The organism is Corynebacterium sp. HMSC11E11 (assembly GCF_001807025.1).
Taxonomy (GTDB): Bacteria; Actinomycetota; Actinomycetes; order Mycobacteriales; family Mycobacteriaceae; genus Corynebacterium; species Corynebacterium freneyi.
Window position 1 is genome coordinate 19427 of the sequence record NZ_KV787156.1, and the last position, 21945, is coordinate 41371.

Annotated in this window: 16 protein-coding genes; 10 read left to right on the top strand and 6 right to left on the bottom strand. The window is 69.0% G+C overall.

The window, feature by feature from the left end; translation table 11 throughout:
* Nucleotides 1-50 precede the first annotated feature (50 nt).
* The 3 genes from HMPREF3121_RS09110 to HMPREF3121_RS09120 all read right to left on the bottom strand — a co-directional run bounded on the left by HMPREF3121_RS09110 (nt 51) and on the right by HMPREF3121_RS09120 (nt 4313).
* Nucleotides 51-2360, bottom strand: a complete 2310-nt coding sequence (locus HMPREF3121_RS09110; protein WP_246816122.1) for a HelD family protein — start codon at nt 2358-2360, stop codon at nt 51-53.
* Between the two features lie 246 nt (nt 2361-2606).
* Nucleotides 2607-3476, bottom strand: a complete 870-nt coding sequence (locus HMPREF3121_RS09115) for a DoxX family protein (protein WP_070522547.1) — start codon at nt 3474-3476, stop codon at nt 2607-2609.
* Between the two features lie 111 nt (nt 3477-3587).
* A complete protein-coding gene (locus HMPREF3121_RS09120; RefSeq protein WP_070522551.1) occupies nt 3588-4313 on the bottom strand; it encodes an MBL fold metallo-hydrolase in 726 nt (241 codons plus the stop codon).
* A gap of 172 nt (nt 4314-4485) precedes the next feature.
* On the opposite strand from HMPREF3121_RS09120, the gene uvrA reads away from it, so the two are divergent.
* The gene (gene uvrA, locus HMPREF3121_RS09125; RefSeq protein ID WP_070522554.1) at nt 4486-7341 is read left to right on the top strand and encodes an excinuclease ABC subunit UvrA; all 2856 of its coding nucleotides are present in this window, start codon (nt 4486-4488) and stop codon (nt 7339-7341) included.
* A gap of 807 nt (nt 7342-8148) precedes the next feature.
* On the opposite strand, the gene HMPREF3121_RS09130 is transcribed toward uvrA, so the two are convergent.
* The 3 genes from HMPREF3121_RS09130 to HMPREF3121_RS09140 all read right to left on the bottom strand — a co-directional run bounded on the left by HMPREF3121_RS09130 (nt 8149) and on the right by HMPREF3121_RS09140 (nt 12042).
* Nucleotides 8149-10401, bottom strand: a complete 2253-nt coding sequence (locus HMPREF3121_RS09130; RefSeq protein ID WP_141743052.1) for a DUF2339 domain-containing protein — start codon at nt 10399-10401, stop codon at nt 8149-8151.
* A 185-nt stretch (nt 10402-10586) separates the two neighbouring features.
* Nucleotides 10587-10814 (bottom strand): sulfurtransferase TusA family protein, encoded by a 228-nt coding sequence (locus tag HMPREF3121_RS13040; protein ID WP_070522562.1) that lies wholly within the window; start codon nt 10812-10814, stop codon nt 10587-10589.
* 109 nt (nt 10815-10923) lie between these two features.
* Nucleotides 10924-12042 carry a YeeE/YedE thiosulfate transporter family protein gene (locus HMPREF3121_RS09140; protein WP_070522564.1) on the bottom strand — a complete coding sequence of 373 codons (1119 nt, stop codon included), beginning with the start codon at nt 12040-12042 and terminating at the stop codon, nt 10924-10926.
* Between the two features lie 480 nt (nt 12043-12522).
* On the opposite strand from HMPREF3121_RS09140, the gene infC reads away from it, so the two are divergent.
* From infC to argB, 9 genes are all read left to right on the top strand, one after another.
* Complete coding sequence (gene infC / locus HMPREF3121_RS09145; protein WP_035119595.1) at nt 12523-13074, top strand: translation initiation factor IF-3; 552 nt, start codon at nt 12523-12525, stop codon at nt 13072-13074.
* Between the two features lie 125 nt (nt 13075-13199).
* Complete coding sequence (gene rpmI, locus HMPREF3121_RS09150) at nt 13200-13394, top strand: 50S ribosomal protein L35 (protein ID WP_035119589.1); 195 nt, start codon at nt 13200-13202, stop codon at nt 13392-13394.
* 89 nt (nt 13395-13483) lie between these two features.
* On the top strand, nt 13484-13867 hold the full coding sequence (gene rplT / locus HMPREF3121_RS09155) for a 50S ribosomal protein L20 (protein WP_070522567.1): 384 nt from the start codon (nt 13484-13486) through the stop codon (nt 13865-13867).
* 28 nt (nt 13868-13895) lie between these two features.
* A complete protein-coding gene (locus HMPREF3121_RS09160) occupies nt 13896-14717 on the top strand; it encodes a TrmH family RNA methyltransferase (protein ID WP_210387267.1) in 822 nt (273 codons plus the stop codon).
* A gap of 213 nt (nt 14718-14930) precedes the next feature.
* The gene (gene pheS / locus HMPREF3121_RS09165; protein ID WP_070522574.1) at nt 14931-15980 is read left to right on the top strand and encodes a phenylalanine--tRNA ligase subunit alpha; all 1050 of its coding nucleotides are present in this window, start codon (nt 14931-14933) and stop codon (nt 15978-15980) included.
* Between the two features lie 35 nt (nt 15981-16015).
* The gene (gene pheT / locus HMPREF3121_RS09170) at nt 16016-18520 is read left to right on the top strand and encodes a phenylalanine--tRNA ligase subunit beta (RefSeq protein ID WP_070522577.1); all 2505 of its coding nucleotides are present in this window, start codon (nt 16016-16018) and stop codon (nt 18518-18520) included.
* A gap of 150 nt (nt 18521-18670) precedes the next feature.
* A complete protein-coding gene (gene argC, locus HMPREF3121_RS09175; RefSeq protein WP_070522581.1) occupies nt 18671-19714 on the top strand; it encodes an N-acetyl-gamma-glutamyl-phosphate reductase in 1044 nt (347 codons plus the stop codon).
* Between the two features lie 44 nt (nt 19715-19758).
* Nucleotides 19759-20940 (top strand): bifunctional glutamate N-acetyltransferase/amino-acid acetyltransferase ArgJ, encoded by a 1182-nt coding sequence (gene argJ, locus HMPREF3121_RS09180; protein WP_070522593.1) that lies wholly within the window; start codon nt 19759-19761, stop codon nt 20938-20940.
* A gap of 15 nt (nt 20941-20955) precedes the next feature.
* Nucleotides 20956-21945: acetylglutamate kinase (gene argB / locus HMPREF3121_RS09185; protein WP_083291568.1), on the top strand; the 990-nt coding region annotated here is incomplete at its 3' end.

Genomic DNA, 21945 nt, shown 5'->3' on the forward strand with positions numbered 1-21945 from the left:
GCCTTGGGTTCTATCGGTCGTCGCAAAGCCCTGCCGGCCCGAGGGGCCGCTCAGCGTGCGGGGTCGAGCGGCGGCAGCGATTCGGGTTGCCCGTCTGCGACGACGGTGAGGCCCTGGGTGGCGCGGGTGAGCGCGACGTAGAGGTCCTGCAGGCCCTGGGGGGATTCGGCGACGATCGCGTCGGGGTCGACGAGGATGACTTCGTCGAATTCCAGTCCCTTGGCGGAGTCGACGTCGTGGACGGGGCATTCGACCCGCGCGCGGATGTCCTCGACGCGTGCGGCCGGGGCGATGACGGCGGTGAGGCGAGCGTCGTCGGATGCGTCGCGGACGATGGCGAGGGCGTCGGACAGGCTGCCGGTGCGCACGGGGGCGCGGCCGGTCGAGCGGATCGAACGCGGCGGCTCCGCGTTCGGCGCGATGCGCGACAGGACGTCGGCGGCGACGTCCATGATCTCCGACGGGGTGCGGTAGTTGATGGTCAGGCGATGCATGCGCCAGCGATCGCCGATGATCGGGCCCAGGGCGTCGTCCCAGCTTTCCGCGCCGGCCGGCGAACCGGTTTGGGCGATGTCGCCGACGATGGTCATCCAGCCGTTGGGGGAGCGGCGCCGGATCATGCGCCAGGCCATGGCCGACAGCTCCTGCGCCTCGTCGACGATGACGTGACCGTACGTCCATTCGCGGTCTTCGGCGGCACGGTCGGCGGTGCTGCGCACGTCGCGGTCGCGGTGGCGTTCGGCCAACGCCTCGGCGTCGATGAGGTCGTAGGCCATGAGGATCTCGGCGTCGGTTTCGTCGTCGAGCTCCTGGTGTGCCGAGCCGGTGAGGATGTCCAGCGCGTCCTGCGCTTCCTCGATCTGTCGCCGCCACCATTCGCGCTCGTCGCCGGTGTCGGAGACGCCGCCGAGCAATTCGGCGAGCTCATCCAGCAACGGCGGATCCGACGGGCCCATCGGCGTGCCCGGCTCGCGCAGCAGGGCGGCGCGGGTGGCGTCGTCGTACTCGACGGCGGCCGCGGCGATGCGGTCTTCGGACTCGAGCAGATCGACGAGCAGCTGCTCGGGGGTGAGCTCCGGCCACATGTCGTCGAGAAGCCCGGAAATGACCTCGTCGGCGTCGAGCTCGTCGCGCAGATCCGCGACGTCGGTGATGGACAGCAGGTTTTCTCCGCCCAGCGGATCAGCGCCGATGCGGTCGGCCAACGCGCGCGCCAGCGACTCGAGGAGATGCTCGCGGAACAGGGGGCGGGCGAGGTTGTGCGGCTTGCGGGAGCGCCGGGCGCGGGTGCGGGCGGCGCGGATCATCGCGGGCGTGATGGTCAGTTCGACGCCGTCGAGCGTCACAGTCTCGTAGGCGTCGGGGTCGGGCTGCCGGTCGCGGACCGCCTGGCGCAGGATGTGCACCATCTCCGCCGACCCCTTCACCTCGCGGGTGGCCTGCGATTCCGCGCCCGTTCCGGATACGCCGGGGTAGAGGTCGGCGATGGTCCGCAGCACCACGCCGGTCTCGCCGAGGCTGGGCAGGACCCGCGAAATGTACTCCAGGAACGTCGTGTTGGGCCCGAGGATGAGCACGCCGGTCTTCGCCAGCTGATCGCGGTGCGTGTACAGCAGCCACGCCACGCGGTGGAGGGCGACGGCCGTTTTGCCGGTGCCGGGGCCGCCCTGGACGACCATGGCGCCGCGGCCGTTGTCTCGGATGATCAGGTCCTGCTCGCGTTGGATCGTTTCGACGATGCCGCGCATGTGGCCGGTGCGCGCCGAATCGATGACCTCGCGCAGCACCGCCTCGCCGCCGACGCCGTCTTCGATGCGTCGTTCGACCGGACCCTCGGCGTCGCCGCCCCGCGCGTCCGCCACCCCGGTCGTCCCGGTCGCGGCATCGGCGCCCGTCAGCCGCTCGTCGTCGATGGCCCGCACGGTGCGTCCGCGGGTGCGCAGGTGACGGCGCAGGGTCACCCCCTCCGGATGCGCGGTGGTGGCCAGGTAGAACGGACGGGCCTGCGGAGCGCGCCAATCCATCAACAGCGAACGGTAATCGTCGTCGGCGTCGGAAAGCCCCATGCGTCCGATGTACCGGCGATCCAGCTCGGGGGCGCCGGGCACGGGATTGTCGGGCTCGTCGTCGGCGACGTCGATGCGCCCGAACACCAGGCCCACCTCGGCGTGCCGGTACCGCTCCAGGTTGGCCTGCAGCCGCTGGTACTCCACCTCCCGCTCGACGCGGGCCTGCGGCTCCGGGTCGTCGTCGAGCATCACCGTGCGCAGGGCATCCTGGTCGCGGCGCCGCGCGGCGTCGAGATGCGCGTACACCTCGTCGAGATGTTCCTGCTCGGCGGGCAGATCCGGGTGCGGCACGTGCGCTCCAATCGTGGTCGGGGGAAAGCGCCATCTTACGCCACGCCCGTGCCGTTTCCACCGGGACGCGTGACGACGACCCCGCGTGACGGCATTCCCGCGTGACGACGATCCGGCCTGACGACGACCCCCGTGGGGCCCGATGCACACTCAAGACGCGAAACGGCCCGCCCACCTGACGTGGTGGACGGGCCGATCGTCTACGCGGAAGTGGCCCGCAGCCGGGCCCCGCATGCGGCGGGTGACCTACTTGAGGTTCTTGCGGGCCTTCTTGACCTGCTTGCGGGCCTGCTTGCGAGACTTCTTCAGCTGCTTGCGGGCCTGCTTGCGGGACTTCTTGGTCTCCTTCTCCGCGGTCTCGGCGGCGTCGGACAGCGACTCGCGGGCGGTGTCCGCGGCGTCGGACAGCGACTCGCGGGCGGTGTCGGCCGCACCGGCGAGGGTGTCGCGGGCATCCTCGGCGAAGGACTGCAGCGAGTCCTTCCAGTCGCCCTTGTTGTCGGCGATGTAGTCCTCGGCGCGGTGGAAGGCGACCTCAGACTTGTCCTGCAGATCGGCGCCGAAGTCCTGGGCCTTCTCCAGCCACTCGGAGGCGGTGCCCTTGATCTCCTCGGTGCGCTTCTCGGTCTCCGACTTGGTCGGCAGCGCCGCCTGCACCTTCTTGTTCACCTGCTTGCCGGCGTGCTCGGCGCGCCAGGCCAGGCCCGGCTTGCCGGCGGTGTCGGCGGTGGCCAGGAACAGGGCGCCGAGCAGGCCGACGTCGGTGAGGAAGCCGGTCTTGCGGGCCTTGCGCTCCTTCGGCTCCTGGGTCTCCCAGAACGAGTGGCGGGCCAGGGCTGTGGGCACCTGGACCAGGGCCAGGGCGGTCGCGGCGACGCGCGGGGCCTTGCCCAGGGCGTACATGGTGCCGGCGGCGACCTTCGTGCCCGCCACGATCTGCACCGAGGTCTTCGGGTTGCTGGGCAGGAAGGAGAGGTACTCGGCGGGCACGACGGTGCGGAGTCGCTTGGTCACCTCGTTGGCGCCCTCCACGTGGTCCTGCTGGTTCATGAGGGTGTCCACGCCATCTGCGATGAAGACCGAGGCCAGCATCGGACGGGCGAGCTTGCGGATCATTTTCTGGTCAACTCCTGGTTGTCGTGTCTGTCACGGTCGGGCCGGGCCGGTGTGAACGGTTCGGCGACCCATACGTCGAGTCTACGCGGCGTTCGATCTCCCGCCGGGGTTTCACCAACCCCGGTTGCGCCATTCCTCCAGGTGGGGGCGTTCGGCTCCCACGGTCGTATCCGAACCGTGACCGGGGTGGACGACGGCGTCGTCGGGGTAGGCGTCGAAAATGCGCTCTTCGACGTCCTGGAGCAGCTGCGAGAAGTTCTCCTGGTTGGTGGTTTTGCCCACGCCGCCGGGGAAGAGGGAGTCGCCGACGAACAGGTGGATCGGGGAATCGTCGGAGACGTCGTCGTCGGCGGCGTTCGACGGTTCGCCGCCGTCGAGGCCCAGGCCCACGCCGCCGCGGGTGTGGCCGCGCAGGATGAACGCGACCAGCGTCGCGCCGTCGCCGAAGGTGATCACGTCGCCCTGGTCGAGCAGACGGTCGGCGGGGACGTCGATGTCCGGGGAATCGAGCGTCGACGTCACGTGCTCCGCGCCCCATGCTTCGACCAGCTCCGGCAGCGCCTGCACGTGATCGCCGTGGGAGTGCGTGGTGACGATGGTCGTCACCGTCGCGCCGACCGCGTCGCACAGGTTCTTCAGATGCTCGGCCTCCGCGCAGGCGTCGATAAGCAAGGAACGTTCGGGAGCCCTCGTGTCGACCAGCAGGTGGCAGTTGTTGTCCATGTCGCCGACCGACGTCTTGTAGACGTCGATCGCGCCGACGCGGATGCGCTGGACCTCGTTGCGGGACAGGTCGCCGGTGTAATCGTCGTTGATGGTGACGTCGTGTGCTGTCATGGCCGCCAGGGTAGCCGTGGTTGACCGATCCCGCCGCGATCCGTTCGAACGAATGTATGAGTGATGTATCATCGCGGGGGATGCGGGGCCGCGACGAGCGCGGGGTTCCGCCGTCAACCGACGGATGCCGGCATAAGACCGTCAGAAGACCGACAAAAGAAAGGTGCGTGCGTTGGCCGAACGGCTCATCGTCCGTGGTGCCCGGGAGCACAACCTCAAGGGCGTCGACCTCGACCTGCCCCGCGACAAGATGGTGGTTTTCACCGGATTGTCGGGGTCGGGCAAATCGTCGTTGGCGTTCGACACGATCTTCGCGGAGGGGCAGCGCAGGTACGTCGAGTCGCTGAGTTCCTACGCGCGCATGTTCCTGGGGCAGATGGAAAAGCCCGAGGTCGAGCTGATCGAGGGCCTGTCGCCGGCGGTGTCCATCGACCAGAAGTCCACGAACCGCAACCCGCGGTCGACGGTGGGCACGATCACCGAGGTCTACGACTACCTGCGCCTGTTGTTCGCGCGCACGGGCACGGCGCATTGCCCGACCTGCGGCGAGGTCATTTCGTCGCAGGCGCCGCAGCAGATCGTCGACCAGGTGCTGGCGATGCCGGAGGGCACGAAGTTCCAGGTGCTGGCGCCGGTGGTGCGCACCCGCAAGGGCGAGTTCGTGGATCTTTTCGCCGAGCTGGCGTCCGAGGGGTACGCGCGCGTGGTCGTCGACGGCGAGATGCACCGGCTGACGGATCCACCGAAGCTGGAGAAGCAGGTCAAGCACGACATCGACGTCGTGGTAGACCGGTTGCAGGTCAAGGCGACGCAGAAGCAGCGCCTGGCGGATTCCGTGGAGACGGCGTTGCGGCTGGCCGACGGCGTCGTCGTCATCGACGCGGTCGGGCTTGACGACGACGACCCGAATCGCATGCGGCGTTTTTCCGAGAACATCTCGTGCCCGAACGGCCACCGCATCGACATCGAGGAGCTCGAGCCGCGGTCGTTTTCGTTCAACTCCCCGTACGGCGCCTGCCCGTCCTGCGATGGTCTGGGCACGAAGCTGGAGGTCGACGAGGACCTCATCGTGCCGGACCCGTCGAAGCCGGTGACCGAGGCGATCGAGCCGTGGAACCGGACGCTGAACAAGAAGTACTTCGAAAAGCTCGTCACCGGGTTGGCCGACGCCATGGGCTTCGACCCGCACACGCCGCTGCAGGATCTGACGAAGGCGCAGCGCAAGGCCCTGATGCGCGGGTCGAAGCACAAGGTCAGCGTCCGATACCGCAACCGCTACGGCCGAACCCGGCAGTACACCGCGCCGTTCGAGGGCGTCATGCCCTACCTGCACCGCAAGTTGGAGCAGGCGGACAGCGAGTCCCAGAAGGAGCGCTACCAGGGCTACATGCGCGAGGTCCCGTGTTCGGCGTGCAACGGCGCCCGCCTGCGCCCGGAGATCCTGTCCGTGACGCTGGAGGCGGAGGGTTTCGGCGAGAAGTCGATCGCCGGCCTGACGGACATGTCGGTGGCGAATTGCTCGGCGTTCCTCGATGCGTTGACCCTGGGTGCGCGCGAGGAGATGATCGCCGGCCGGGTGTTGCGCGAGGTGCAGGCGCGGCTGCGGTTCCTGCTCGACGTCGGCCTGGATTACCTGTCGCTGGCCCGCTCCGCCGGAACGCTGTCCGGCGGCGAAGCCCAGCGCATTCGCCTGGCCACCCAAATCGGCTCCGGCCTGGCCGGCGTCCTCTACGTCCTCGACGAGCCGTCGATCGGCCTGCACCAGCGGGACAATCACCGTCTGATCCAGACGTTGAAGAAGCTGCGGGATCTGGGCAACACGCTCATCGTCGTCGAGCATGACGAGGACACGATCCGGGAGGGCGACTGGCTCGTCGACATCGGACCACGCGCCGGCGAGTACGGCGGCGAGATCGTCTACTCGGGGACGCCGGACGGAATTTTCGACGCCGCCGATTCCATCACCGGCGAGTACCTGTCGGGCAAGCGGAAGATCCTGCCGCCGGAGAAGCGTCGCCCGGTCGATTTCGATCGGTTGGTGACGGTGCGCGGCGGGCGCGAGAACAACCTGAAGAACGTCGACGTCACCTTCCCGCTGGGCCTGTTGACTTGCGTCACGGGTGTGTCGGGGTCGGGCAAGTCGACGTTGGTCAACGAGATTCTGGCCAAGGTCATGGCCAACGAGCTCAACGGCGCCCGCCAGGTGCCGGGGCGGCATACCCGCGTCGAAGGGCTCGATCAGCTGGACAAGCTCGTCCAGGTCGATCAGTCTCCGATCGGTCGTACGCCACGGTCGAATCCGGCGACGTACACGGGCGTGTTCGACAAGATCCGCACGCTTTTCGCCGAAACGCAGGAGTCGAAGGTGCGCGGCTACAAGCCGGGGCGCTTCAGCTTCAACGTCAAGGGCGGCCGGTGCGAGGCGTGCCGCGGCGACGGCACGTTGAAGATCGAGATGAACTTCCTGCCCGACGTCTACGTCCCGTGCGAGGTCTGCGACGGCGCCCGCTACAACCGCGAGACGCTCGAGGTGCAGTACAAGGGCAAGAACATCGCCGAGGTTCTGGACATGCCGATCTCGGAGGCGGCGGAGTTCTTCGAGCCGATCCAGTCCATCGCCCGGTACCTGAACACGTTGGTCGACGTCGGCCTGGGTTACGTGCGCCTGGGGCAGGCGGCGACGACCTTGTCCGGTGGTGAGGCGCAGCGCGTGAAGCTGGCGGCCGAGTTGCAGAAGCGGTCGAACGGTCGGACGGTGTACATCCTCGACGAGCCGACGACGGGCCTGCATTTCGAGGACATCCGCAAGCTCATGCTCGTGTTGCAGGGCCTGGTGGACAAGGGCAACACGGTCATCGTCATCGAGCACAATCTGGACGTGATCAAGTCCGCTGATTGGATCATCGACATGGGGCCCGAGGGCGGCGACGGCGGCGGCACCGTGGTGACGCAGGGCACGCCGGAGGACGTCGCCGTGGTCGAAGCGTCTCACACGGGTCACTACCTCAAGCCGTTGCTGGAGGCCTAGCTGTTGTGTCCCGGTAGGTTGCGAGCGCCGACCACCGGGGACTCCAGCCGATCACGTTTCGGCAGCGCTACGGGGATAAGGCGCGCGGGCGCACCACCCGAATGCCAAACCACGGGGTCGGTGCCCACCCCGTGGTTTAGGGCCGAACAATTACCGACCCCGTGGTTTGGATCCCGTGGTTTGAGAATGTGTTGGCCGACCCCGCAGTTTGGAGCCCGAGGTTTGTTGCGCGGGGCAGTCGCCGGGGCATCATGGACGGTCGTTTCCGGGGCCTTTGAGTGTGGGGCCCAAGACGATCACAGGGACGGCCTTCCTTCTTTTTGCAGGGTTGGCCTTTCCTCTATTTGTCTGACCGTGGCTACCGCCGGATGTGGTGCTATCGCCGGATGTGGTGATGGCCCGGTAGGAAACGTTCGCAATCTACCGGGACACAGCAGTTAGACGACAAATGCAGCCTCTCGGTTTCGCGCCCTGGGCTTTTATCGGCGTTCACTCGGCGTGAGGCTGCATTTGTCGTATTCAGGTCCTTCTCGGCGCCCCCATCGGGTCTCCATCCGCCGGGTCTCACTCCATCCGCCGGGTCGCACTCCTTCCGGCTGTATCTCACGCGGTCTCCATCCGCCGGGTCGCAGGCGACCATCCAAGAAGGATGTGCTTGACGACGGCCGTCGCAAAGCCTGAAACGGCCCAAAGGGGGCCGACAAACCACGGGGCCACCACTCTCACGCCAAACCACGGGGTCTGAACCACGGGATCGATGACGACCCCGTGGTTTTGTGGCGCGGGGCAGTCTCCGGGGCGCGGGAACTAGCGGTCGGCGGGATCCACGTCGACCGGGCGGGCGTCCAGGTCCGCCCGGTCCGCCTTTTTGTCGCGGAGGCTGCGGGCGACGACCATGCCGAGCATCACCAGGCCGCACAGCAGGAACGCGGACACGCGGGTCAGACCCGTCATCGCCTGCATGTCGTAGAAGACCAGCTTGATCACCGCGACGCCGGCGATGACCAGGGACGCGGCCATGTTGGCGTCGACGTTGAGTCGCTTGGGGGCGAGCATCAGCCATGCGGCCGCGACCATCCAGCCGATGGACAGCAGGACGTGGGCGAGGCTGAAGCGCACGCCCGCCGACGTCAGGGTGATGATGACGGGCACCGCGGTGAGCAGCAGGCCAACCAGGCCGGCCGTCTTTTCGTAGTTGCCCGCGTGTTCGCGGTGGGCGACGGTGATCGCGATGAGGCCCAGGGCGATGACGCCGAGGAGCAACGCCGACAGGACGACGTTCGGGGCGTCGAGGACGCCGAGCTGGAAGCTGTGCTCGATGAGGTAGGACGGCGCGAACATGGTCAGCACCAGAGCCGGACCGTTGCACAGCAGGGCGACCGCGACCCACAGCGGCATCAGGCGCCGTCCCAACGTGGACCGGCGGAAGACGTACGTCCACACGAACGCGGCGGCGACGAGCAGTGCCGGCAGTCGGGTCCACGTTTCGTGGTTGTCTACGATGCCCAGGTGCAGCGCGGGCCAGGCCGCGGTGATGAAACCGGCCCAGCGGAGGGTGTTCATCCGCGGATCGGAGCGGTCCTTCCACGGGCCGAATCCGGCGGCGCCGATGGCCAATCCGAGGAGCAGCGCGACGGTGAGGGAGAACTTCTCGCCGGGGCCGACGATCGACAAGATGATCACCGTCGGCCATGCGAGCGCGTACAGGGTCGCCAGCTGGAGGCCGCTGCTTCCCGGGGTGGTCGCGTGGGGTGCCGGTGCGGCCGGGTCTGCGCCGGCGGAAGGGGTTACGAGGGTGTTCCCCTCGATGACGGTGTCGTCGAGGAACTCCGGCACCGCGATGGCGATGCCGATGGCGATGAACGCGGCAACCCCCAGCCAGCCGGGCTCGGTGGAGTCCAGCACCACGATGGAACCGACGAGGTAGAACCCGGCGGCGTTCTTCGAGACCATGCTGCGCTTGGGACGGTCGCGCCAGACCCACGCCACGACGAGCGAGGGGATCAAGAGTGCCGGTAGGACGGCGTACGGGTCGGCGTCGTCGGAACGCGGCCACACGGTAACGAACGCGGCCAGGTACGTTACGACGAACCCGACCATGAGGAAGGCGACGGAATTCCACACCCGAGCGGCGAGGAAGCCCAGTCCCATCACGCCGAGAAGCACCAGCGTGCCGAGCCAGTTCGGCCACCATTCCAGTCCCTGGACCAGTGTCGCGGTGGTGACGTGGGCGGTGATCACGGCGGCCGATCCCGCTGCGGTCACGCCGGCGTTGTCGGGGTCCTTGCGGTGGACGACGACGGCGGTGACCGCGAGGACGGTCGCCAACGCGTACGCCAGGATCACGCGACCCAGCGGCCCGAGCAGGCCGGACTGGATGGCGAAGGCGACCAGAAGGATGATGCCCGACACGGTGATGAAGGCGCCGACGCCGGCGGTGACCCTCAGGACGATCTTCTCGTCCTCCCACCATGGGTGATCGCGGGTTTGGCGCCGGGGCGTGATCAGTTCCGGCGGACGAGCGGCGAAGGGAGTCGGGGGTTGCTGCGGCTGCTGCGGTTGCTGCGGCTGGAAGAATCGTTGGGGCCGGAGACTCTGCTGGGGCCCCAACGGCGACGGTTGCTGGGGCCCCAACGGCGACGGTTGCTGGGGTGGCTGCGGTGCCGACGGCTGCAATGGCGGCTGCTGCGGCGGCTGGCCCGCCACCGGCTGCTGCGGCGTCGGCGTCGGCATCGGCTGCCCGGGCGCTGGACCCGCGGTGCGGCTCCGTGCGAGGGGATGCTGCCGCTGCGGCCCAGGTGGCATCGGCGGCAGGGACCACTCGGGCCTGGACTCGGCGCCCCACGTGCCGGCCGAGTCCGCGGCGGCGTCGGAGTCGCCGGGAGCGGCGCCCGTGGCATCCGCCGCAGCTGCGGTGGTGCCGTCGGTTCCGGGCGTGCCATCGGTCATCTGCAGGTCGCCGCGCAGGTCCTTCGCCACTGCAGCGACGCGGTCGGCGGCGTCGGCGAGGTCCGCGAGTGCGTCGGCGAGGCGACGGTTGCGGTCGTCTGGCGTGTTCATGATCACGACAATACGTTCGCGTCCTTAACCACGCCCCGCGTCTTTCCGCGGCCGGGACGGGGGGGGATATGCGAAACCCGCCCCGGAGTCGTTCCGGGGCGGGTGTCACCGCCGTGTGGCGGCGTGTGCGGGCGGGTGCGCCGTCGTCACGCCCGCACGTGGCTTCTGCTGCTTGACGACGACGTCTACTTCTTCACGATGGTGATGGACCATTCGGCGTCGCCGACGACCTTGAAGTCCTTGACGCCGTGGCCTTCGGTGGCGGCCCAGCGCGGGATGGACTCGGTGCCCTGGGTGCAGTCGAAGCCGATGACGAGCTCGTCGCCGGTGTTGAGCTCCTCCATCTTCTGCTTCGCTTCGATGAGGGGGAAGGGGCAGACTTCGCCGTTGGTCTCGAGAACGTGGGTGGCCATGGTGGTTCCTTTCGGGGGAAGAGCGGAAATGCTGATTCTCGTGGTCGGTGGGGCCTTGCGCCGCCGGTGAGCCGCTTGCGGGTTTGCGGGCGCATCGCCTCCGAGGCGCTTAGGCGTTGACCTTCGCGGTATCGGCGTCGGACACGGCGGTCTCGTCGGCGGCGTCCGTGGTGCCGGTGCGGGAGAACGCGGCGCGCAGGGACTCGGGCAGGAGGGGCTTGCGCATCAGGTAGATGCGTGCGGCCAGGCCCGCGCCGAGGGCCATCGCGGCGAGCGAGACCCAGCCCTGCCAGGAGAACAGGCCGGTGGCGACCATGCCGTTGCCGACGGTGCAGCCGCCGGCCAGCACGGCGCCGACGCCCATGAGCACGCCGCCGCCGACGGAACGCTGCGCGATCTGGGCGTTGGGGACGCGGACGCGGAACTCGCCGGAGACCTTGGCGGCGATGTAGGAGCCGACGATGATGCCGAGCACCAGCAGGGTGCCCCAATTCATGTATTCGGCGTCGCCGGTGCCGAACCAGCCGACGAGGTGGGCAGACGGCGTGGTGATGCCCAGTCCGGAGTTGCGGCCGGTGGCCTGCGACAGCGGCCAGGCGATGACGCCGATGACGCCGACGATGGCGGCGGTGGTGAACAGACCCCAGGGCTTCTCGGCCAGCAGGTGGGCCAGGCCGGTCTTGCGCGGGGGCAGGCCGGGGATGTCGATCTTGGGCTTGGAGACCTCGCGGTAGACGAGCCAGGCGGTGACGGCGACCAGGGCGATGAGCGGCACGAACACGGGGACGCCGAGGTCGCCGTGGATGGTGCCGGTGCCGATGGTGTGGTCGCGGGCGGCGTCGGTGAATCCGGCCAGGGGGCCGATCTTCATGAAGGCGGCGGTGGCGGCGTAGGCGACGAGGGCGAGCCACGAGCCGACGAGGCCCTCGCCGGCGCGGTACCAGGTTCCGGTGGCGCATCCGCCGGCGATGACCATGCCGTAGCCGAAGATGAGGCCGCCGACGATGGAGGCGACGGGGGCGAAGCCCTGGTCGCGCAGTGCGATGACGTCGGCGCCGGCGAGCGCCCAGTAGCCGACGGCGTGAACCGCGATGACGAGCATCAGGGCGGTGAAGCCGCGCATGGACTTGGTCAGCCAGAGGTCGCGGAGGAATCCAGTGACGCAGAAGCGTCCGCGCTGGAGCACGTAACCGAGGATGGTCCCGAGGACCGCTCCCGTGAGGAGCATGCGAATGCACCGTCCTGTTCATCGTTTCCCGGTCTGGCTCGGCGCCGGTCCGGGGAGGGCGAAATACTTGAAAACGCTTGCCGACGCTCATGCGTGGGTCAGGCGCGGCGGCCACGTTACATGCAGACGAACAAGTCTGTCTAGTCCGATCTGTCTATCTTTTATTCATGCTGGCTCAAAGGAGTTTGGCGTGCGACTCGCCGGCTTGTGTTTTGGCTGATCGGGGGAGGCCGTGCTATCTTCGTCCGTACGACCGCCAAGCGGCGGCGCTTCATTGCGCCATCGCCTTGGTAGCGAAGAGGAGAGAATCCCACCCTGGGTGCGCCGAAGAACCATGGTTGCGCCGGGGTCGACCCGATGGGGCGAAGAAGGCCGATGCGGCCCGTGCGCCCGTCAACATCGGAAGGCGTCGTGGCCCGTTTCCCGGGTCGCCTCGCGTGGCTTCCCTCGTACATTTGCTTCCGGCGGTTCGGCACCGAAATGTACAGGCACTACCTAGGAGGCCACATCAGCGCTGAAGCTCGCATCAACGAGCGAATCCGAGTTCCCGAAGTCCGACTCGTCGGACCCGGTGGTGAGCAGGTCGGCATCGTTCGCACGGATGACGCCCGCAAGCTCGCGTACGAAGCCGATCTCGACCTCGTCGAGGTCGCGCCCAACGCGAAGCCGCCGGTCTGCAAGATCATGGACTACGGAAAGTTCAAGTACGAGCAGGCCCAGAAGGCCCGGGAAGCTCGCAAGAACCAGCAGCAGACTGTGGTCAAGGAACAGAAGTTCCGGCCGAAGATCGACGATCACGACTACGAGACGAAGAAGGCCAACGTGGTCCGCTTCCTCGACAAGGGGTCGAAGGTCAAGGTCACCATCATGTTCCGCGGCCGCGAGCAGTCGCGCCCGGAGCTCGGTTTCCGCCTGTTGGAGCGCCTCGCCGAGGATGTCAAGGAACACGGCATCGTCGAGACGCGCGCCAAGCAGGACGGCCGCAACATGACGATGGTCCTGGGGCCGGTCCGCAAGGGCAACAAGAAGTAGCCGGCCAACGGCCGGAATGACGCGAACCGGGATGCGGCAGGCATCCCCGGGCGGACCACCGCGCCCCGAAAACGGGCGTCGCGACGATTCCGGACAACAAGATTTCGAAAAGGACGCGAAACACCATGAAGCAGAAGACCCACAAGGGCACCGCCAAGCGCATCAAGGTCACCGGCGCCGGCAAGCTCCGCCGCGAGCAGGCCAACCGCCGCCACCTTCTCGAGGGCAAGCCCTCGACCCGCACCCGCCGCCTGAAGGGCACCACCGACGTCGCCAAGGCCGACGAGAAGCGCATCAAGCGCCTCCTGGGCAAGGCGTAAGCGCCTCCCACTGCCCGTGATCCCCGGCCAGGGCGCCGGGGACCGGATAACGAACACAACATCCGTCAGATAAGTAAGGAAGTATCAACGTGGCACGTGTGAAGCGGTCCGTCAACGCCAAGAAGAAGCGTCGCGAAGTTCTCGATTCCGCCAAGGGCTACCGCGGCCAGCGCTCCCGCCTGTACCGCAAGGCCAAGGAGCAGATGCTCCACTCGAAGACCTACGAGTTCCGCGACCGCCGTCAGCGCAAGGGCCAGTTCCGCAAGCTGTGGATCCAGCGCATCAACGCCGCCGCCCGCGCCAACGGCATGACCTACAACCGTTTCATCCAGGGCCTGGCCCTGGCCGGTGTCGAGGTCGACCGCAAGAACCTGGCCGAGCTCGCCGTCAACGACGCCGCCGCCTTCGCCGCCCTGGTCGAGACCGCCAAGGCCGCGCTGCCGGAGGACGTCAACGCCCCGGCCGCCAAGTAGGCGTTCGCTCTCGCGTACTCTCGTCGTCATGGCTGACGACTTCCGACGACCCGTGGAGACCTTCACCGCAAGGACTCCGCGGGTCGTTTCGGCTTCGAAGCTCCACCGGGCCGCGGCCCGTCGCAAGGCGGGGCGGTTTCTGGTGGAGGGTTTCAATTCCGTCGATGCGGCGCTGCGGGCGGGTGCGGTCGTCGAGGTCTTCGCCACCGACTCGGCGATCGATCGTCACCGCGAATTGCTCGACGAGGCGGTGGCTTCGGGGCGCCCGGTGTCGATCATCGATGATTCGGCGGCGGCGTCGCTGTCCGAGACCGTCACCACCGCCGGCCTGTTCGCCGTGTGCGCCTCCGATGCGGCGCTGTCGCCGATGGAACGCGCCATCGCAGCCGGCGTCGAGTCGGGCGTGCTCGTCGTGCCCGTCGAATGCAATGACCCGGGCAATGCGGGCACCATCATCCGCATGGCCGACGCGCTCGGCGCCGGGGGCGTCATCCTCGCCGGCGATTCCGTCGATCCGCTCGGCGGCAAGGTCGTGCGTTCGTCGGCGGGGTCGGTATTCAATGTGCCGGTGGCCCGCGAGCGTGACGTGGATGCGGTCTTGCGTGCGGTGGCCGAGGCCGGCTTTACGACGTTGGCCACCACGATGGACGCCGACGTGGTCCTGGGCCGCGATGAGCTGCCGACGGGTCCGGTGGCGTGGTTGTTCGGCAACGAGGCCCATGGTTTGCCGGGCGACGTCCTGGCGGGGGCGGGCGCTCGGGTGTCCATTCCCATTCGCGGCGGCGCCGAGTCACTCAATCTGGCGACCGCCGCGGCGATGTGCCTGTGGGAGACGGCCCGGGGCCAGTAGCCCGCCGGGGTGCACCGGGCGCCGTGGCGTCACGCCGACCGTCGTAAAGCAATGACGACGCGATGACGAAGCAACGGTGACGGCGTCGGCCCGGGCGGTGACGGTGCCGCTCCGGGGGAGCGGCTATGATTGCCCGTTGTCAAGAACGGGGTCGGCGCGCCCCAGCGTGCGCCAGCCCCGTCGTCCCCGCCGACGAAGAAATGGGCACCTGACGTGAGCGACACCCCCACCTCCATCGATCTGTCCGAGGAAGCGCTGAACGCCGCCGCCGCCGCCGCGAAGGCCGCGTTCGCCGAGGCCTCCGACCTGGCCCAGCTCGCCGAGGCGCGCCGCGCGCATCTCGGCGACGACGCCCCGATCCCGCAGGCCCGCCGCGCCCTCGGTTCGATTCCGAAGGCCGAGCGCAAGGACGTCGGACGCCGCGTCAACGTGGTGCGCGGCGCGGTGGAGAAGGAATTCGCGCAGCGCCAGGCGGTGCTGGAGGAAGAGGACGCGGCGCGTCGGCTCGTCGAGGAGCGCATCGACGTCACCGTCGACACCACCCGCGGCCAGCGCGGCGGCATGCACCCGATCACCATCCTGTCGGAGCAGATCGGCGACATTTTCGTGGGCATGGGCTGGGAGATCGCCGAGGGGCCGGAGGTCGAGGCCGAGTACTTCAACTTCGACGCCCTGAACTTCCTGCCCGATCACCCGGCGCGCACGCTGCAGGACACCTTCCACATCGCCCCGGCCGGGTCGCGGCAGGTGCTGCGCACGCACACGTCGCCGGTGCAGGTGCGCACCATGCAGGAACGCGACCTGCCCATCTACGTCATCTGCCCGGGCCGTACGTTCCGCACCGATGAGCTCGACGCCACCCACACTCCGGTGTTCCACCAGGTGGAGGGGCTGGCCATCGACAAGGGCCTGACCATGGGCCACCTGCGCGGCACCCTCGACCACATGGCCAAGGAACTGTTCGGGCCGGACACCCGTACCCGCATGCGCCCGAACTACTTCCCGTTCACCGAGCCCTCGGCCGAGGTCGACGTCTGGTTCCCCAACAAGAAGGGCGGCGCCGGCTGGATCGAGTGGGGAGGCTGCGGCATGGTCAACCCCAACGTCCTGCGCGCCTCGGGCATCGACCCGGAGGAGTACTCGGGCTTCGCGTTCGGCATGGGCCTGGAGCGCACCGTGCAGTTCCGCAACGGACTGTCCGACATGCGCGACATGGTCGAGGGCGACGTTCGCTTCACCCAGCCGTTCGGCATCCGCGGTTAATCGGCACACCCACCACTCGAAGGAGAATCGCTTCCATGTTCATCCCGCAGTCCTGGGTCACCGACGTCGTCGCCGCGGCCAATCCCGGCTGGTCCGTCACGCCCGATGAGCTCGACGCAGGTTTCGTCCGCGTCGGCTTCGAAACCGAGGGCCATGAGCCCCTGCCTCCGGTCACCGGTCCGCTGGTCTTCGGCCGCGTCACCGAGATCGAGGAGTTGACCGAGTTCAAGAAGCCGATCCGCTTCTGCATGGTCGACGTCGGCGAGGCCAACGGCACCGGCGAGCGGCAGGGCATCATCTGCGGCGCCCGCAATTTCGCCGAGGGCGACGTCGTCGTGGTGGCGCTGCCGGGTGCGGTGCTGCCGGGCGATTTCGCCATCGGCGCGCGCAAGACGTACGGGCGGATTTCCGCCGGCATGCTGTGCTCGGAGGCCGAGTTGGGGCTGACCACGCAGTCCGCCGGCATCATCGCGCTGCCGGAGTCGGTGCTTGACGACGCCGACGTGGAGATCGGAGCCGACGCGCGGGCCTTCCTCGGCCTGGACGACGAGCTGTTCGAGGTCAACGTCACCCCGGACCGCGGTTACGCGCTGTCGGTGCGCGGTCTTGGCCGCGAGATCTGCTCGGCGTTCGACGTCGAGTTCGCCGATCCCGCCGACGTCGAGCCGATTGCGGCGGAGGGGTCGGTCCTGGATCTGGAGGTGCGCCCGGAGACCGACGCCGTGCGCTTCGGCCTGCGTCGCGTCACCGGCGTCGACCCGAAGGCGACGACTCCGTGGTGGATGCGCCGCCGCCTGTTTCTCGCCGGCCAGCGCAGCGTCAACCTGCCGACGGACATCACCAACTACGTCATGCTGCTGCTGGGCCAGCCGATGCACGCCTTCGACGGCGGTGCGATCTCCGGTGGCCTGACGGTGCGCAACGCCGTGGCGGGGGAGACCCTGACCACGCTGGATCACGTCGAGCGCAAGCTCGATCCCGAGGACGTCGTCATCTGCGACGACTCCGGCATCCAGTCCCTGGCCGGCGTGATGGGCGGCCTGACCTCCGAGATCGCCGACGGCACCACGGACGTGCTGTTCGAGGCGGCCATCTGGTCGCCGCTGCGGGTGTTCCGCACCGGCCGCCGTCACAAGCTGTCGTCGGAGTCGTCGCGCCGATTCGAGCGCAACGTCGACCCGGCCCTGGTCGAGCCGTCGCTGGACCTGGCGTGCCGCCTGCTCGCCGAGCTTGGCGGAGGCGCCGTGGAGCCGGGCCGCACCCTCGTGGGCGACGTGCCGCAGCCGGCGACCATCGAGTTCCCGGTCGACCGTCCGTCGCGGGTGGCCGGCGTCGACTACTCCCGCGAGACGGTCATCGGCCGCCTCGAGGAGGTCGGCTGCTCCGTGGAGGCCTCTTCCTCCGACGACGACACCCTGCTGGTGACCCCGCCGACGTGGCGCCCCGACCTGACCATGCCGGCTGACCTGGCGGAGGAGGTCCTGCGCCTCGAGGGGCTGGAGGACATCCCGGTGGTCCTGCCGGTGGCCCCGGCCGGCCGTGGCTTGACCCCGCGCCAGCAGCTGCGCCGCAACGTCGGTCACGCGCTGGCCCACAACGGGTACCTGGAGATCCTCCCGACCCCGTTCACCGCCAACGACGTCTTCGACGAGTGGGGCCTCGACGCCGACGACCCGCGCCGCAACACCGTGAAGGTGATCAACCCGCTGGAGAGCGATCGCGCGCAGCTGGGCACCACCCTGCTGCCGGCGATGCTCGATTCCCTGCGCCGCAACGTCTCCCGCGGCCAGGTGGATCTGGCGCTGTACGGCGTGGAGCAGGTCAGCGTGGTCCGCGGCGACGGTCGTTCGCCCATGCCGTCGACCGCCGGACTGCCCGACGCCGAGGAGCTGCGCGTTCTGCGGGAATCCCTGCCGGAGCAGCCGCTGCACGTCGCCGCGGTGGCCTGCGGCCAGATCGAGCTGGACACCCCGTGGGGGCCGGGCCGCGCCTACTCCGCGGCCGACGCCATCGAGGCCGCGCGCATCATCGCCCGCGCCGCCGACGTCGAGCTGGAGATCCGCAACGCCGAGCACCTGCCGTGGCACCCGGGCCGTTGCGCCGAGCTGAGCGTCGACGGCCGAGTCGTCGGTTACGCCGGCGAGCTGCACCCGAAGGTCATTTCCGCCGCCGGCCTGCCCGAGCGCACGTGCGCCCTGGAGATCAACCTGGATGCGCTGCCGCTGGAGGAGCACCTGCCCGCGCCGGTGCTCAGCCCCTTCCCGGCCGTGCACCAGGACCTGGCGCTGGTCGTCTCCGACGAGGTCCCGGCCTCCGCCGTCGAGGCCACGGTCCGCGAAGGCGCCGGCGATCTGCTCGAGTCGATCCGCATCTTCGACGTCTACCGCTCGGAGCAGCTCGGCGAGGGGCGTCGTTCCCTGACGTTCTCGCTGCGCTTCCGCGCCACGGACCGCACGCTCACCGAGGACGAGGCCTCCGAGGGGCGCCTGGCCGCCATCGAGCTGGCCAAGCAGCGACACGACGCGGAGCTGCGCGGCTAGGTCCGCGCGTCCCTGCGGCGATTCGGGGCCGGGCGCGCGCGGCCCGTGCACAGATTGCCCCGGGCCCGCATGTTCCTGCGGCCATTCGACACGGCACGCCGATGCGATGAATATCTTGCATCGGAGTGAATATCCGTGTTGAATGGCCGCATGAGCATTTCAGTGGCGATCGCGGGAGCGACGGGTTACGCCGGAGGAGAAATCCTCCGGCTGCTCCTTTCGCACCCCGCTCACCTGTCCGGCGAATTGACCATCGGCGCGTTGACGGGCGCCTCCAACGCCGGCGCCCGCGTGGGGGACATCATGCCCCACCTCGCGCCGCTGGCCGACCGCCGCATCGAGGAGACCAACGGCGACACCCTCGGCGGCCATGACGTCGTCTTCCTCGGCCTGCCGCACGGTCATTCGGCGGCCATCGCCGAGCAGCTCGGCGACGACGTCACCATCATCGACTGCGGAGCCGATTTCCGGCTGTCCGACGCCGCCGAGTGGGAGCACTACTACGGTTCCCCGCACGCCGGGACGTGGACCTACGGCATTCCGGAGCTTCCGGGCCAGCGCGACAAGATTGCGGGCTCCAACCGCATCGCCGTGCCCGGTTGCTTCCCGACGGGCGCCTCCATCGCGCTGTACCCGTCGCTGTCGGCGGGCCTGGTCGAGCCCGACTTCTCCGTCGTGTCCATCACGGGCACGTCCGGGGCGGGCAAGAAGGCCGCCGTGCCGATGCTCGGCTCGGAGGTCATGGGCAACCTCAAGGCGTACAACACCGCGGGCCGCCACCGGCACACCGCCGAGTTCCGGCAGAACCTCGGCGTCTTCGCCGACGACGTCAACGTCAGCTTCACGCCGGTGCTCGCCCCGACGTCGCGCGGCATCCTCACCACGGCCACCGCGCCGTTGGCGGACGCCGGAGTGACCACGGACTCGGCCCGCGAGGCCTATGCCGCCGAGTTCGACGGCGAGCCCTTCGTCCAGCTGCTCGCCGGGGGCCTTCAGCCGCAGACGAAGTCCGTCATCGGCTCGAACCTGGTGCAGGTGCAGGTCGAGGTCGACGAGCGCGCCGGTCGCCTGCTGATCACGTCGGCCATCGACAACCTGACCAAGGGCACCGGCGGCGCCGCCGTGCAGTGCATGAACCTCATCATCGGCCAGCCGGAGACGGCCGGCCTGCCGTTGGCGGGTGTTGCGCCGTGACCGCCGAGAAGTTTTCCGTCGCCGACGCGACCGTCGGCGGGACCGTGGAGTTCGGTCCCGAGTGCGGCGGCGTCGTCGCCCCGCGGGGGTTCCGCGCCTCCGGCATCACCGCCGGCATCAAGGCCTCGGGCAAGCCGGACATGGCCCTGGTGGTCAACGACGGCCCGAAGAAGACCGCGGCCGCCGTGTTCACCCGCAACCGCGTCGTCGCCGCGCCGGTGACCGTCACCCGGGATCACATCGGGGACGGTTCCATCACCGCCGTGCTGCTCAATTCGGGCAACGCGAACGCCTGCAACGGTCGCCCCGGCGTCGAGGACGCCCTGCGGTCGTGCGAGTCGCTTTCCGACGAGCTCGGGGTGCCCGTGACCGACATCGCCGTGTGCTCGACGGGCCTCATCGGCGATCGCCTGCCGATGGATACGATCCTCGGCGGCATTGAGCCGCTGGTCGGGGGCCTCTCCGGTGATAACGTCGCCGGGCGCGCCGCGGCCACCGCGATCATGACGACGGACCTCGTCGACAAGCAAGCGGTTCGCCGCGCCGATGGCTTCACCGTCGGGGCGATGGGCAAGGGCGTCGGCATGATCAGCCCGTCCATGGCCACGATGCTCGGCGTGCTGACCACCGACGCCGACATCACGCCGGAGATGGCGCACGCCGCGCTGGCCGCCGCCTCCGAGAAGACGTTCAACCGACTCGACATCGACGGTTCGACGTCCACCAACGACACCGTGCTGCTGCTGGCCTCGGGCGCCTCCGGGTACGTGCCGACCCAGGAGGAGCTCGACGCCGCCGTGCTGGCCGTCTGCGACTCCATCGCCGCGCAGATGCAGGGCGACGCCGAAGGCGTGACCAAGCGCGTCGCCATCACCGTCACAGGCACCGGCGGAGAAGACGACGCCCTGGTCGCCGCGCGCATCATCGGCCGCGACAACCTGTTCAAGTGCGCGATGTTCGGCTCCGACCCGAACTGGGGCCGCGTGCTCGCCGCCGTGGGCGTCGCCCCGGTGGCCATGGACCCGGAGCACATCACCGTGTCCTTCAACGGCCACGTCGTCTGCCGCGACACCGGCGGCACCCCCGACGCCCGCGACGTCGACCTGTCCGGCTCCGACATTCACGTGGAAGTCGACCTGGGCACCGGCGACGGGGGATCGGCGACCGTGCGCACCACCGACCTCTCGCACGATTACGTGCACATCAACTCGGCGTACTCGACGTAAGGAAGGCCGCCACCCATGAGTCCCTTCAGCGGAAACCTCACCGAGGACCTCACCCCGGAACACCGCGCCCACGTGCTGGCCGAGGCCCTGCCGTGGCTGCAGCACCACCGCGACAAGGTCGTCGTGATCAAGTACGGCGGTAACGCCATGACCGACGACCGTCTCAAGGCGGCGTTCGCGCGGGACATGGTGTTCCTGCGCACCGTCGGCATCAAGCCGGTCGTCGTCCACGGCGGCGGGCCGCAGATCTCCTCGATGCTGCGTCGGCTCGGCCTGGACGGCGAGTTCCGCGGCGGCTTCCGCGTCACCACGCCGGAGGTCATGGAGGTCGTGCGCATGGTGCTCTTCGGCCAGGTCGGCCGGGAACTCGTGGGCCTGATCAACGCGCACGGCCCGCTGGCGGTGGGCACCTCGGGCGAGGACGCCGGACTGTTCACCGCCGAGAAGCGGCTCGTCGATGTCGGCGGCGTGCCCACGGACATCGGCCTCGTGGGTGACATCGTGGAAGTCAAGTCGGAATCCTTGTTCGACCTCATCGACGCCGGCCGCATCCCGGTCGTGTCCACCATCGCCCCGGGCTGCGACGGCGAGGTCTACAACGTCAACGCCGACACCGCCGCCGGCGCCCTGGCCGCGGCGCTGGGAGCCGAACGCCTGATCATCCTGACCAACGTCGAGGGCCTGTACACCAACTGGCCGGACAAGGGGTCTCTCGTCTCGCAGATTTCCGCCAACGACCTGCGCGACATCATCCCGGGCCTCGACGCCGGCATGATCCCGAAGATGGAGTCCTGCCTCCACGCCGTGGACAACGGCGTCAAGGCCGCGCACGTCATCGACGGCCGCCAGCCCCACTCCGTCCTGCTGGAGTTGCTCACCTCCGGCGGCATCGGCACGATGGTGCGGCCCGGCGACGGAACGCTCGGCGACGATCCGGGCGCCCGCGCCCTGCGCGCCGCCATGGAGGACCCGGAGGAGGCGCAGGCCAACGCGGCCGCGGCCGCC